12 protein-coding genes are annotated in these 14,084 nt (G+C 30.8%); 2 read left to right on the forward strand and 10 right to left on the reverse strand.

Annotation, left to right across the window (positions count from 1 at the left end):
- Positions 1-38: 38 nt before the first annotated feature.
- Complete coding sequence (locus BSD9I1_RS14675) at positions 39-1,502, forward strand: aminotransferase class I/II-fold pyridoxal phosphate-dependent enzyme (protein ID WP_035308214.1); 1,464 nt, start codon at positions 39-41, stop codon at positions 1,500-1,502.
- A 39-nt stretch (positions 1,503-1,541) separates the two neighbouring features.
- Here BSD9I1_RS14675 and BSD9I1_RS14680 read toward each other — a convergent pair whose 3' ends face one another.
- The 6 genes from BSD9I1_RS14680 to BSD9I1_RS14705 form a co-directional block, all read right to left on the reverse strand.
- Positions 1,542-2,348, reverse strand: a complete 807-nt coding sequence (locus BSD9I1_RS14680) for a metallophosphoesterase (RefSeq protein ID WP_242966504.1) — start codon at positions 2,346-2,348, stop codon at positions 1,542-1,544.
- A 374-nt stretch (positions 2,349-2,722) separates the two neighbouring features.
- Entirely contained in the window at positions 2,723-5,083 is a 2,361-nt protein-coding gene (locus tag BSD9I1_RS14685; protein WP_186430962.1) for an endonuclease MutS2, read from the reverse strand.
- Positions 5,084-5,104: 21 nt separating this feature from the next.
- Positions 5,105-7,459: a DUF3656 domain-containing protein gene (locus tag BSD9I1_RS14690; RefSeq protein ID WP_186430963.1), complete on the reverse strand. Its 2,355-nt coding sequence runs from the start codon at positions 7,457-7,459 to the stop codon at positions 5,105-5,107.
- Between the two features lie 173 nt (positions 7,460-7,632).
- On the reverse strand, positions 7,633-8,223 hold the full coding sequence (locus BSD9I1_RS14695) for a DNRLRE domain-containing protein (RefSeq protein WP_186430964.1): 591 nt from the start codon (positions 8,221-8,223) through the stop codon (positions 7,633-7,635).
- A gap of 79 nt (positions 8,224-8,302) precedes the next feature.
- Entirely contained in the window at positions 8,303-8,596 is a 294-nt protein-coding gene (locus BSD9I1_RS14700) for a hypothetical protein (RefSeq protein ID WP_186430965.1), read from the reverse strand.
- A gap of 248 nt (positions 8,597-8,844) precedes the next feature.
- Positions 8,845-9,336, reverse strand: coding sequence for a hypothetical protein (locus BSD9I1_RS14705; protein WP_186430966.1), 492 nt, complete (start codon positions 9,334-9,336; stop codon positions 8,845-8,847).
- A 516-nt stretch (positions 9,337-9,852) separates the two neighbouring features.
- Between BSD9I1_RS14705 and BSD9I1_RS14710 the strand changes: the two genes are divergently transcribed.
- Positions 9,853-10,275, forward strand: a complete 423-nt coding sequence (locus tag BSD9I1_RS14710) for a hypothetical protein (RefSeq protein WP_186430967.1) — start codon at positions 9,853-9,855, stop codon at positions 10,273-10,275.
- Positions 10,276-10,434: 159 nt separating this feature from the next.
- On the opposite strand, the gene BSD9I1_RS14715 is transcribed toward BSD9I1_RS14710, so the two are convergent.
- From BSD9I1_RS14715 to BSD9I1_RS14730, 4 genes are all read right to left on the reverse strand, one after another.
- Positions 10,435-11,421, reverse strand: a complete 987-nt coding sequence (locus BSD9I1_RS14715; RefSeq protein ID WP_186430968.1) for a glycosyltransferase — start codon at positions 11,419-11,421, stop codon at positions 10,435-10,437.
- Between the two features lie 167 nt (positions 11,422-11,588).
- Positions 11,589-11,858: a putative Se/S carrier-like protein gene (locus tag BSD9I1_RS14720; protein ID WP_186430969.1), complete on the reverse strand. Its 270-nt coding sequence runs from the start codon at positions 11,856-11,858 to the stop codon at positions 11,589-11,591.
- A gap of 322 nt (positions 11,859-12,180) precedes the next feature.
- A complete protein-coding gene (locus BSD9I1_RS14725) occupies positions 12,181-13,326 on the reverse strand; it encodes an aminotransferase class V-fold PLP-dependent enzyme (protein ID WP_186430970.1) in 1,146 nt (381 codons plus the stop codon).
- A gap of 107 nt (positions 13,327-13,433) precedes the next feature.
- Positions 13,434-14,063, reverse strand: a complete 630-nt coding sequence (locus tag BSD9I1_RS14730) for a cell division protein ZapA (RefSeq protein WP_035308191.1) — start codon at positions 14,061-14,063, stop codon at positions 13,434-13,436.
- Positions 14,064-14,084 lie beyond the last annotated feature (21 nt).

Genomic DNA, 14,084 nt, shown 5'->3' on the forward strand with positions numbered 1-14,084 from the left:
TCACGGGTGTAATTTTGTGAAAGAAGGTGCTTATCAAGGTGTATAAATTAGATCAAAATGAAACTCCTTTATTCGACGCATTAATGGAGTATGTTAATAGAGAGACAATTCCTTTTCACGTTCCTGGTCACAAAAAGGGCATAGGTATGGATGAGGAATTTAAAAATTTTATAGGGATAAATCCATTTAAAATAGATGTAACTGTTTTTAAATTAGTGGATAGCCTGCATCATTCCACAGGCCCTATAAAAAAGGCACAGGAATTAGCTGCAGATGCCTATGGCGCTGATGCAACGTTTTTTTCTATCCATGGAACTTCTGGTGCTATCCAAGCCATGATTATGTCTGTAGTAAAATCTGGGGACAAAATATTAATTCCTAGAAATGTTCATAAATCTGTAACTGCAGGTATAATTTTAAGTGGAGCAACTCCAGTTTATATGCAACCAGAACTAGATAAAACTGTCGGAATAGCACATGGTGTTACTCCTGAAACAGTAGAAAAAACCCTTAAAGCGCATCCAGATGCCAAAGCAGTACTTATTATAAATCCAACTTATTATGGAGTGGCTACAGATATTAAAAAAATAGCTGATATAGTTCATAGCTATGACATTCCATTAATAGTAGATGAAGCTCATGGACCTCACTTAGGATTTAATGAAAAGTTACCTATGTCTGCAATTGAAGCTGGAGCCGATATATGTGCTCAAAGTACACATAAAATAATTGGTGCATTAACTCAATGTTCACTACTACAAGTACGTTCCAAAAGAGTAGACACTCACAGAGTTAAACAACAATTAAACTTACTTCAAACTACATCGCCTTCTTATATATTAATGGCTTCACTTGATTGTGCTAGACGACAAATTGCTCTACATGGACGTGAGCTATTAGATAATACCATTGAACTTGCAAATTATGCCCGTGAAGAAATAAATAAAATTCCAGGATTCTACTGCTTCGGATGTGAAATTTTAAATAAGCCTGGTGCATTTGCATTAGATCCTACAAAAATAACTATTACTTGTAGAGATTTAGGCATAACAGGATATGATTTAGATATGATACTTTCAAATAAGTACCACATTCAAGTAGAACTATCAGATTTATATAATGTACTTGCTGTAGGTTCCTTTGGAGATACTAAAGAAAGTATAAATGCACTTTTAAATGCTTTAAAAGAAATAAGTGAAGACTACTATGGAAAAGGAGAAGTAAAATCTGACTTCATAGATATTCCATCTATTCCAAGACAGGAGTTAAATCCAAGAGAAGCATTTAATAGTGACAAAGTTTCTCTTCCATTAAAGCAAAGTATAGGAGAAGTTAGCGGAGAATTTCTAATGGCTTATCCACCAGGAATTCCTATATTATGCCCTGGAGAAGTTATAACTAAAGAAATAATAGAATATGTTCAAAGGCTTAAAGATACCGGATTATACGTTCAGGGTACTGAAGATCCTGAAGTTAATTATATAAAAGTTGTAAATCTGTAAATAATAGAGGTGCTGTCCTACAATGATTTTCTAAATCATTTAGGACAGCACCTTAGTAAATATCCACTTCTTCTCTTTAATGTCTCTCCCCTTAATAGTAACATTATTACCCTTCACTTCAACATACACACCTTTAATATAGCGTTCACTTCTCCTGCCATTTTTACTGTTTGCATCATTAATAATAGTATAATGAACTGCCCCCGTATTAACTATTGTAAATGGCATATTTAAAATTACACTGTTTTCATTTAAATCACTATGACTATGAGATGAAAATAATATTACTTCTGGATATTGTGATAATATTTCTTTAATTTGTTCACTTTGCTTAACACCAATCCATCCTACATTACCATAATCTAATGGCTGGTGAAGAAATACAAATATTGGCCTTCCTTTTTGATAATTTGCACCAAGCTTTTCCTCAAACCATTTTAACTGTTTATCTGATATAAATGCTGTCATAGAATTTAATGTTTCAGAGTTGCCATCCTCAGAACCTAATGATATAAAATGATAACCTCTTACCCATGTATCATGATATACATTACTCTCCCCAGCAAATTCAAGATACCTATTTATAAAGCCTTGAACTTGCTCTGGTGAATTAATGCTAATATCATACTCAAAAAACTCATGATTACCAATATTTTTGATAATTACTTTAGGCAGTAATTTCTTATTTTTATTTAATACATTTTTTATTGATTTATACTGCCTATCTGAACCTTGATCTACAATATCACCATTTAATATTAATACATCCATATTAGAGTTTATCTTATATAAGTCCTTGATAGCCTTTTTAAGACTACCAGTGTTTTCATGGATATCTCCTAACACAGCAAAAGCAAGGTCTACATCTGAGGACCCTTTTGCTGCCGATTCAACGATATTTTTAGATTTATATATGTATATGGATAATATTGTAATTAAAAAAATTACTGTAAATGTAATAATTATTAATTTAATCTTTTTAATTTCTATCCCCTCTGCTTTATAAATGATTTTTTAATTGCTTATATCTTTCCCACTTCAGCTGTATAATAAAACCTAAATCTAAAGATTATTTCTTATGTTAATAGATGATGCCAGTAATTGTATGGTTATAGAAGTGTTTAATGTATTACATTTAGAGGGAATTGAAGAAGATAAAATTAAGGTAAGCATATCAGATATGCTTACCTCTTAACTTGCCACTTGCCATGTGGGTGGCACTATTTTAGTTCTGCAATTGTTGCTCCTTCTCCGCCTTCTCCATATGCTCCTATTCTATAAGTTTTTACATGAGGATGGCGCTTTAACATATCATGTATAGCTTTTCTGAGAATTCCAGTACCTTTTCCATGTATAATTGTTACTGATCCAAGACCTGCCATATATGCTTCATCCAAATATTTATCAGTATTATAAACCGCTTCTTCTGCATCTAATCCTCTCAAATCTATGGATGATTCTACACTTCTTAAGTTCAATTTAGCTTCTCTCTTTTTAATTTTCTTTTCTTCTCTACTTACTCCATTAGCTGCCCTTAAGTCCTTTACCTTTACGCTTATTTTCATTATACCAGCTTGAACTTGAACTTCTCCCCTATTATCAGGCTTTGTAAGTATAATAACTTTTTGATTTAATGAAGGTAGGAAAACTTCTTCTCCAACATTTACGGTTTTTAATTCTTGCCCTTCATCCTTTTTAGTAGCTTCTTCCATGCTATCTAACTGGTCCATTTTATTTTTAAGCTTTGCTCTTTCACTTTCAAGCTTTTGTCTTGCATCAGAAGAGTAACCCATTCTCTCTAATTCTCTTATATTTTTAAGTATAGTATCTGCTTCTTCTTTAGCTTCTCTTAATATATTTTTCCCTTCTCTTTGAGCTTCTCTTAAGGCCTTTTCTCTAGTTCTATCTACAGTATTTAATTTTTCTTCGTACTTTTCTTTTAAATTTTCAGCTTGAATCTTTAATATTTCAGCCTTACGCGCATCTTCCGCAGCTTTTATACTTTTTTCTTGGAGACTTTGAATCAAATCTTCAAATCTTAAACTATCGCTAGAAATGCTTTCTTTAGCATCATCTATTATATAATTAGGAAGTCCCAGTCTTTTAGATATTTCGAATGCATTTGATTTTCCTGGAACACCTATTAAAAGTCTATAGGTTGGTCTTAAAGTTTCCACATTAAACTCCACAGAAGCATTCTCTACTCCTGAAGTTTTAAGCGCATATCCCTTAATCTCGCTATAATGAGTAGTTGCTACTACTTTGGTTTTTCTCTTTCTTAAATTTTCAAGTATAGCTACAGCAAGAGCTGCTCCCTCTGTAGGGTCTGTACCAGCCCCCAATTCATCAAATAATGCTAAGGAGTTTTTATCTGCCTCATCCATAATCTTTACTATATTTGTCATATGAGATGAAAACGTAGATAAGCTTTGTTCAATACTCTGCTCATCACCTATATCTGCAAATATTTCCTTAAAGAAGCTTACTGTAGAATTTTCCTTTGCAGGTATCATAAGACCGCTTAATGCCATTATATGAAGAAGTCCTACAGTTTTTAAAGTAACAGTTTTCCCTCCTGTGTTAGGTCCTGTAACTATAAGTGATGTGAAATCTTTTCCTAAATATATATCATTATATACCACTACTTTAGGATCTATTAAAGGATGTCTTGATTCTATTATATCTATTACTCCATCATCATTTACATGAGGACGAGTTGCATTCATGTTACTTCCAAACTTAGCTTTTGCAAATATAAAATCCAGTTCCCAAACTATCTCTGCATTATTTTTAACAGCAAAAATATTATCATATACTTTTCCTGAAAGCTCTTGAAGTATTCTTTCTATTTCAGCCTTTTCCTTTAGCATCAGTTCTTTTATTTCATTATTTAAGTTAACTAAGCTCATAGGTTCTATAAAGAGCGTTGCTCCAGATGAGCTTTGATCATGAACAAGACCTGGTACCGCTCCCTTGTGCTCTGCTTTTACAGGAAGCACATATCTATCTCCTCTAATGGTATATATGCTCTCTTGAAGATGGTCTGAATGTGCTCTCATAAGTGAATTTACTTTATCTCTTATAGAAGCATTTTTATCTTTTAAAGTTCTTCTTATATTATAAAGAGTTGAACTTGCCTTATCTGATATCTCTTCTTCCCCTATGATCGCATTAAATATTTCATCCTCGAGACTCTTAAGAGGTACAATTCCTTCGCAGATGCTTTCAATAACTCTGTAGCTTTCTTCTTCTTCCTTGTGAGATACATAATCTTTAAATCTTCTTGCACTTCTAAGAAGTGCTGCAATTCTTAAAAGCTGTCCTGGTAAAAGTACAGAACCCTTTTCAGCCCTATTTATACCTTCTCGTACATCATGTACTCCTTCAAAGGGAGGAGTGCCCTTTTTCGTTAAAAGCATCAATGCTTCATGAGTTTCCTCAAGATGCTCTTGAACTTCATATAAACTTTTATAAGGCTCTAATTTTTCGATTAAATCTTTACCTGCTCCAGTTACTGCATAATTCTTAATCATTTCTCTTATTTTATTAAATTCTAATACTCTAAGTGCTCTTTCGTTCATTTCTTAAAACCACCTTATTATTTACTCTACGCCTCTTCTAAAGTGTCCTCTTGTGTAATTTTCAAATTCTTCATTCCACTGCCTATCTTGAAGCGCCTTAACTATTTTTAGAGTTTCATCGTAACTTTCATCTGTAAAATCTATTCTCATACTATTTATATTTAACTTCTCTAATTCTTTAATATTAGATATTAAATTTAATGGAACAGAATTTAATATATAGCTTCTGCAAAATTTATCCGTATAAACTGGAAATTTATTTTCCAGTCTATCTATTAATTTAAAATTGCCTCTTTCACAGTAATTGTTGCACTGCTTAGAATCACACTTTCCACCATAAGTACTTCCTATAGGACAATATTCACTTACCATAACTTCTATTGTTCCATATACAAGCATTTGAAGCCCTGAGCTTATCCTTTTACTTAAAGAAGCTATTTCCTTTTTATTTAGTTCTACACTAATCAAACTTCCATTTATAATCTTATTAAAGAACTCTAGCGAGTAACTATTAAATATATTTAATTTATAATCTCCAATTATAGGAACAATACTATTAAATTTATTTATTATTCCAAGGTTAGCAGTTACAATTCCCTTTATATTTTTCAGGTTATCATTAATATATTTTTCTACATAATTAAATTCTTCTTTAATTATGTTTGGAGCCTTTAAATAAATATTTACCTCTTCTTTTAAAAGCCTCTCAATATTAAGTTTGCTGTTTCTTATGAAAGGATTAAATATTATGTCCCTTTCCCCAAGTTCTTTTAAAGCCTTTAACTGCTCTACAGTTGTTACATAAAACATTTTCTCTGGTACTTCAGCTTTTACACACTCATAACTTGGCTCTTTAAAACTTCTTTCATTAAGTTTTTTACTTTCATTATAGAAATTTATGATTTCATTATTTATTGCTTCTGTAAGTTTTCTTCTCACCTCATTAATAGAGGATACAGGTAAAAATCCCTCTTCAAACATATTAAATTTTACATTATTAAATTCAAAAGGGGTATCTCCTGTTTTACTTAAATTTTCTATAATTTTCTCATCAGCTAACGGTCTTTTTATCGCGTGTTGAACCTCTTCACCCTTTATTATAACTTCCTTATTATTTATATTAGCATATAGTGTTATTGGATTGCCAACCTTGAAATCTATACTAATATCTACAGATATTTTTCTTCTGTAATGATTTTTATAATATTCTTCATAACTTGCCATGAGCTCGTTATCTAAGGTTTTATATATTTCATCTCCTGAATTATAGTTTTGAGGTAAAAGCGTTACTATATCTCCTTTATAGGCCTTTTCTACTTCTTTACCCTTTACTATAATCTTATTTATAATAAATCCTTTATCTCCTATCCTTACACCATCTTTTATGGCTATATTTTGTTCAAGTTTTATGGATTTATTACTGCTTGCCTTTCCTAAAAAAACTCCAGTGTTTTTAGGGAAGGAATAAGACATCATATCCTTTCCTACATTCCCATAAAGATAGGCCTTTGAAAATCCTTCTCTATTAAATAACTGAAGAAGTTTATTATATTCTTCTTCAAATTTAAATTCTTCATTATTATATATACTATCTATTGCTCTTCTATAAATGCTTACTACCCCTGCTACATATTCCGGCCTTTTCATTCTTCCTTCTATTTTAAGTGAGGTTACACCACTATTTACTATATCTTTTATATCCTTTAAAGTACATATATCCTTAGGACTTAATAAATATCCTTGCTTGGTTTTTTCATTTCCTTCTTCTTCTAACTTATATGGAAGCCTGCAAGGTTGGGCACACCTTCCTCTATTTCCGCTCCTGCCTCCTATAAGGCTACTCATAAGACATTGGCCAGAATAACATATGCACAATGCTCCATGAACAAATATTTCAATATCAGCACCTAATTCATTTGAAATATGTGTTATTTCTTTTAAAGAAAGCTCCCTGGAAAGCACTATCCTCTTAAAATTATGTTTTTTAAGAAATTCTGCTCCCTCTAAATTATGTACTGTCATTTGAGTGGATGCATGCAGTTCCATTTCAGGGACATATTTATTTATTAAGCTTATAAGACCTAAATCTTGAATTATAAGCGCATCTACCCCAATATTATATAAAAACTTTACATATTCAAGTGCTTCTAAAACCTCATCTTCCTTAAGCAAAGTGTTTACTGTAACAAATACTCTAACTCCATATAAGTGGCAGTACTTTACTACCTTCTTCATATTTTCTTCATCAAAATTTGAGGCATAAGCTCTAGCTGAAAACTTACTTCCTCCTAGATATATAGCATCAGCCCCCGCCTGTACTGCAGCTACTAAACTATCCATGTCTCCTGCTGGAGCTAATAATTCTATTTTATTCATTTTCATCTCTCCCATTTGAAATCCTAAGGTTTATTATACAATAATTAACTATAGTAGTTAAGGATATTTTTATATAAGTTATTATTCCCCATGTAAATAATAACTTATATATAATAATTAATATAGTTTTTCAATAAAATAAATTAGCTATTAATCATCATATTAATAGCTAATTAGGAATTTTCTTTATTAATAGGAGGCAATATATAATACTTACAAGAAATAGGAATTGTTTTTATACAATAATTATTTAAATTATTTCTAAAGTGTATTCTTAAAAATGGGACAAGATATTTATCATTGTTTAGAGCTGAGCCATAGGTAATTACTTGCTCACTATCACTATCTGCAAATATAGTTAATCCTTTGTTAGATAAATTATTATTTATCCATTGTAAAACAATGGGAGTTATATTGATTTGTGAGTATATCTTATCTTTAGATGTTGAAAACACTATTCCTAATGAAGACTCATAATTAGGTCTATTATAATAATTTGTATAGGTGCTAAAGTCCTCCAAAAGAGGGTATACCCAGTAATAATTATCAGCTTCATATAATGAATTACCCGTTTTAAATAATACAATTTCAGCTGAATAAATTTCTATATTTGCTGGAATAAGCGGCAATTCGAAATGCAAATAACTTATATAATCATATTTTTTACTCTTACCTACAGTTATAATGTTACTTCTTATATTTTTTTTCACATAATTACTTAATACTGTTAGGCTTTTAGACGAAGGTATTTCTATTGATGGCAAATTAAACACCTCCCTTATTTAAGGTTTTTATTCGAGGTCTTGGAGTACAATAGTACTCCAAAACCGTTTTATATTAATATTATGGTGTTTCTACATAAAGATAGGATGCATATGCTTTTACGTCTACAGTATCTGTTTCTCCTACAGTTGGATCTATAGCAATATTAAAAACATCAGAACCTGTCCATGCGCCAGCGTTATACTGTCTAGAAGCAAAATAATGTTCTTTTGCTCCTCCATCTCTTGTAACAAGTGCGTCAACTAAAACATTTACTTTAAAAGTTACATCAAATGTTGTTGTAACTGTAGCAACTACTTCACTACCATCATTAATTTGGGTTATTACTGGGGCCTCATTATAATTAAAAGCCATAACTTTACATCTCCACTTTTCTAAATTTAAGAGTAACTTTCATTGTTACTCTCACTATAATATATGAATCTAGTTCTAACTTGTGATAACTTTATAACAATATTTATAAACTTTTATTATATAACAATGAAATTATATATAATTTACGTACAATCTTTTTTAAGTAACCATAAAGGCTGGTGACAAAATATATTTGTCACCAGCCTAGAACTTAGCTTAATTTGTAATTTATTAATTATACTTTTTAATTACTCTTCAAACTGTGAAAGTTTAATTCCTCTGTTTGGTGGCTGTAGTACACATATTGGTCCAGGTACTTGGCGTATATCACAAGGTTCAGTTCCAGCTTTTATTGCAGCATCTACTAAACCTGTTTGATAACATCCTTCTAGAACAAAATTAAATTCTCCTAGTGCATCTGGAGCTACTTCTGCATTGCTTAAATCATCCCATTTTATTCTTCTTACAGCTAAATTTAAAAGACAATCATTTAGTCCTGGTGCTGAAACTTCTATATCTAAATTTGCAGCTTGCTCTATTGGAACTTCTGTGCCATTTTTGGAAACCCTTAATACATTGTGATTTTCACAAAGTTCTAATTCCCAGTGGCTTATTTCAGGCATTGTAGGCCCTGTTTGTGTTACTATATAAGTCCAAGTTTGTTCAAATCTATTTTCAGCGGCATTAAACTCACATTCAGGTGAACCAGGTGCTAAAGCTATACTATAATTAAGTGCCATATTATCACTCCCATTTATTACTTATACTTATTATTTACTTCTAATGTATTATATTAATGTATTCACTTTTATGATACCTTTTAACAGTAAAATATTGAACATATTGTTAATACATTTAGTGTCAAAACTGATAATGTTTCATATTATTATATTAGATAGTTTCAATTAATCCTTAGGGGTGTGTGTATTGAATATAAACTTAAAAAATACTTCTTCTTGCATTGTATGCTCTGAACCTATAATCGTTAACCCCTGTGAAAGTTGTAAAAGTGTTGAACTTCATATAAAGATGCCTCCTTGCAAACCACATAAGCCCTGTAAATTTAATTACAAGGCAATAGTTATCTTAATATTTATTTTGCTTTTATATAAGTGCTGCTGCCCACCAAATTATAGGAACAGATGTTATAATCGTTAGTCGACATATACAATTAACATTTAACAAGTTAATTTATAAATTGCTGTACTTATAGTTTAAATACTATAAAATTTAAAATATTTAGGAGTGAATTTTTTATGGCAATAGTTTGTAGTGCACCAGTAACCGTTGAAAATTGTGATCTGTGTGTTAATATACCAATAGTTCAAACCTTAACTGTAAATTCAGCCACTTTAATAACTGTTACTGCAACTGTAACAGATATCTGTGTAGGAAGAACATTATCTGTAGGAGCTATTCTTTGTGAAATAACAGGCGAAGGCGAAGAAGAAGAACGTAATGTAATTGCTACCCAAGTTATCGCAGAACCAGTATTAGCACCTGATGATGATCCTGAAGCAGTATGTACAGATGTAACAAGAACATTTGCTTTCTTAGTTCCAACCATTTGTGATCCAGAAGAAGACCCTAGAGTATTTGTAGCTGCAGTTGTTGCTCATTATATACTAGAACCTGGATGCCCATGTCCTTGTGAACTAATAGATAATGGCGAAGGCTAAAGCTTATTATAATAATCTTAACTTATTAAAAATATAAGGTATCTTTCAGGTATTAGAAACTAGTTACACACCAGATATAGAGAAACTTTGCACATGCAAAGTTTCTCTTAAACCTTTTTCTGGAGATTTTATCACAATACATAAATAATTTTTTACTTTTTATTTTATCCTTAAGTAACTTTCATATAAATCTTTAGCCACCCTTTCCCAATTGTAATTTTCTATTATGTGGTTTCTTAATTTCTTATCTTTTTTCTTTTTCATTCCAATTTGTAATCCTTGTACTATACTATCTAGATCATAAGGACTACAGTAATCTATCATATCATTAAAATATTCTATAGAACTCCCCTCATGTGTACAAAGCATATTACAACCAGTTACAGCTGCTTCAAGAGAATATATTGGAACGATTTCTACAAAAGATGAATTTACGTATAATTTTGCAAACTTATAAGCATTATACCTATCGTATTCATCCATGTCTCCTAAATACAGTACATTTTTAAATGTCGTAATTTTATTCAAATATTCCTTATCTCTTACACTTCCCGTAAGAACAAGCTTCATCTCTAACTTATCACATGCTTCTGCAAGAGCAATTTGATTATTTTTTTTACTTATTCTTCCCGCAGATAATACGTAATTATCCAAATTGTATCTTTCCTTAAAATTATAAAGAGGAATTTCGTCCCCTGGTACCTCTACTCCACCATGTATTATATTACATGGTATAGATTTTCCAAATTCCCCTTTTATAAATTCTTCTTCCATTAAACTACTTGGAAAAACCATCTTGCATCCTTTTAATATCTTTTGCCTATATATTTTACTTCTATCCCATAATTTAATTCCTTCTAAATCATTAATATAATTATAATACTGATTTTGATCCCAGTATAACGGTGTAATAACTATATTTTTCTTATAGTATCTTGCAATTTTATAGTGCTTATATGTCTCTCCCATAATTTTAAGATTAAATAAATGTACTATATCATAACTCGAATAATCTTCTATTTGACCATAGTTAATATCTACCTCTATACCTATCTTCTTTAAATATTTTTTTATCTTTAAAGCCTGCATAGAGTCTTCCCCTAGGTTTCTATAATAATCACTTCTCATGCAGAACAAAACTTTCATAAAAATATCCCCCTCGTAATTTATATACTTATTTATCTTTTCAAGGTTATAAACTTTATATTTCCTTAAGGTATTATTATGCAGATAAAATGATGAATATGAAAAAGAAATTCAGCTTAAGCCGAATTTCTACATCTTAAAAAATAAATTGCTACATTTTCCTAGTTCTATTCTACCTGAATATATTTATACCTTTTATCTTCTTTAACTCTCTCATATATTCCTCTTATAGTAATATTGTACTGTTTAGCCTGCTCCTTTATTATATCAAATTGATTTTCACTACATTTTATTGATTTAGTGCACCCCTTAGAAAGCCTACAAGGAGTAGACATAAATTCTACTTTAACTCCAAGTTCAATTAGTTTCTTATATAAAAATGCAGCCCTATTGCTAGATGCAATAATCACAATAAATTTTCTATCATCAGATTCCATACAAAACTCACTCCTACTACTAAAGTAAATAATAATAAATAGATACTAAGGAATACTCTATATATCTTTAATTACTATTTCTTAATAGCAGTATATGATGATATCTTACAAAGGTACTATAAAAGGAAATTGCGACGTTTTTAATGTGAACTACTGAAGGAAGAAATTCAGCTAACTGAATTTCTAAAACATTTTAGGTCTTAGCACACAAAGATCTTTTAGAGCGGCAGCTCTGGAGGGTACAAGAATTTGTACGAGCGAATGGCTTTCTTAAATGCAGAACCCATACGGAAGATTTAACATTAAAAACATCGTACTATTTCTACACATTGCCTTTATATACTTCTTGTATCGCCTTCACTACTTCTTCCATTTCCTCATAGGTATTAAAATAACCTGGGCTGAGCCTCACAGTACCAGTTTTAGATGTACCTATTATAGGATGTATAAGTGCAGCGCAATGGTATCCTGTTCGTACTGCAATACCCTTTTTATTTAATAAATACCCAACTTCTGAACTGTCCATGTTATCTATATTTATAGAAATAACTGCAGATCTTTTTTCTGTGAATTCCGATCCGTATATTTTTACATAGGGCATCTTTTTAAATTCCTCTAAAAGATATTGTATAAGCCCCTCTTCATGTTTTTGAATATTTCTTCTTCCGATTTTCTGGATAAACTTAACCCCTTCACATAACCCTGCAATTCCAGGAACATTAAGAGTTCCACTTTCAAATTTGTCCGGTAAAAAATCTGGCTGAGTCATAGATATAGAGTTACTTCCTGTTCCGCCTTCCTTAAAATTAGTCATAGATATACCATCTCTTATAAATAATCCACCGGTGCCTTGAGGGCCCATCAGCCCCTTATGACCTGGAAAAGCCAGCAAGTCTATATTATATTTTTCTACATCAATATTAATAGTTCCAGCACTTTGAGAGGCATCTACCATAAATAATATGCCTGCATCTCTTGCAATCTTTCCAATAGTATTTATATATTGCAGAGTTCCTAATACATTTGAAGCATGATTTACAACTATAAGCTTTGTATTTTTTTGTATTTCTTTTTTCAAATTGTTTATATTTAACTTTCCATAATTGTCTACTGCGAGCAATGTTACTTTAACACCCTTTTTACTTAAGCTATTTAGTGGTCTTAAAACTGAATTATGCTCTATTACAGTACTTATGACATGATCTCCAGGTTTTAACACTCCTTTTATTCCTATATTTAATCCTTCAGTTGCATTACTTGTAAATATCATATTAAAGGAACTCGTTATATTAAAAAAATCGCTTAGTGTTTCTCTTGTTTCAGATACCTTGGTTGAAGACTCTAATGCCATAGTATGTGTACTTCGTCCTGGATTTGCTGCATAGTTTCTCATGCAGTTTAATGTTTCATTATAAACCTCTTCTGGTTTTGGAAAAGAGGTCGCTGCATTATCTATATAAATGCTCATACTCATCCTCAACTTTCATAAATAATATACTCTAATAAAATATATTATTTTTGAATAGCTAATATGTGATAAATTTAGATATAAAAAAATAAGTACCTTAAAGGTACTTATTTTTTTATTGTTACTTCTTTACTTACAAACGGGTAACTTTGTCTCTTTGCCTTAGCAAGTTCAACTTGAGCTTCAATTAATCTGTTCTGAAGGTCAATTGTTTTATACTTATGAGACTGCATTTGAAACTTATATTCTTTACATTCAGCTTTAAGTATATTATTTTCCTCCATGAATTTTTTACAGGTTTCTTGAAGTATTTCTCTTTCTTTTGTAATATTTTCAATTTCTTTTACTGTTACTTCTAATTCCTTTTCCTTAACTTCTAACTGTTCTTTATACTTAGGTTCTTCTAAGACAACTGTGAGTTCTTCTACATAAGCCTCTAGCTGTGAAATCTTTTGTTTGAGTATATCAATTTCTTGTTTATGGTTTTTTTCTTCTTCTTCTTTTTTCTTAACTATTTCGAAAGCTTCATGAACTTCTTCCTGCTTTTTTAAATACTCATCTACTGTATTTATAGCAGTAAGTATAGATGCAGAAGATGTACTCAATTTAGGATTACTTTCTATAAGCTCCCTAACCTTTCTATCCACATAACCAGCAACTTTATGTAAATATTCTTCTCTTTCATCACCCTTTAAGTTGTACTCTACTCCATTTATCCTAACAGTTACTATGTTCATGTAAACACCTCTCAGATAAAT

Origin of the sequence: Clostridium sp. BSD9I1, assembly GCF_900185645.1 — a bacterium.
GTDB lineage: Bacteria > Bacillota > Clostridia > Clostridiales > Clostridiaceae > Clostridium_AK.

What these genes read in the sequence shown, in the direction of transcription:
- BSD9I1_RS14685 (WP_186430962.1), bottom strand. Translation starts at nt 5,083, where the DNA reads ATGAACGAAAGAGCACTTAGAGTATTAGAATTTAATAAAATAAGAGAA.
- BSD9I1_RS14690 (WP_186430963.1), bottom strand. Translation starts at nt 7,459, where the DNA reads ATGAATAAAATAGAATTATTAGCTCCAGCAGGAGACATGGATAGTTTA.
- BSD9I1_RS14700 (WP_186430965.1), bottom strand. Translation starts at nt 8,596, where the DNA reads ATGGCTTTTAATTATAATGAGGCCCCAGTAATAACCCAAATTAATGAT.
- BSD9I1_RS14705 (WP_186430966.1), bottom strand. Translation starts at nt 9,336, where the DNA reads ATGGCACTTAATTATAGTATAGCTTTAGCACCTGGTTCACCTGAATGT.
- BSD9I1_RS14710 (WP_186430967.1), top strand. Translation starts at nt 9,853, where the DNA reads ATGGCAATAGTTTGTAGTGCACCAGTAACCGTTGAAAATTGTGATCTG.
- BSD9I1_RS14715 (WP_186430968.1), bottom strand. Translation starts at nt 11,421, where the DNA reads ATGAAAGTTTTGTTCTGCATGAGAAGTGATTATTATAGAAACCTAGGG.
- BSD9I1_RS14720 (WP_186430969.1), bottom strand. Translation starts at nt 11,858, where the DNA reads ATGGAATCTGATGATAGAAAATTTATTGTGATTATTGCATCTAGCAAT.
- BSD9I1_RS14725 (WP_186430970.1), bottom strand. Translation starts at nt 13,326, where the DNA reads ATGAGCATTTATATAGATAATGCAGCGACCTCTTTTCCAAAACCAGAA.
- BSD9I1_RS14730 (WP_035308191.1), bottom strand. Translation starts at nt 14,063, where the DNA reads ATGAACATAGTAACTGTTAGGATAAATGGAGTAGAGTACAACTTAAAG.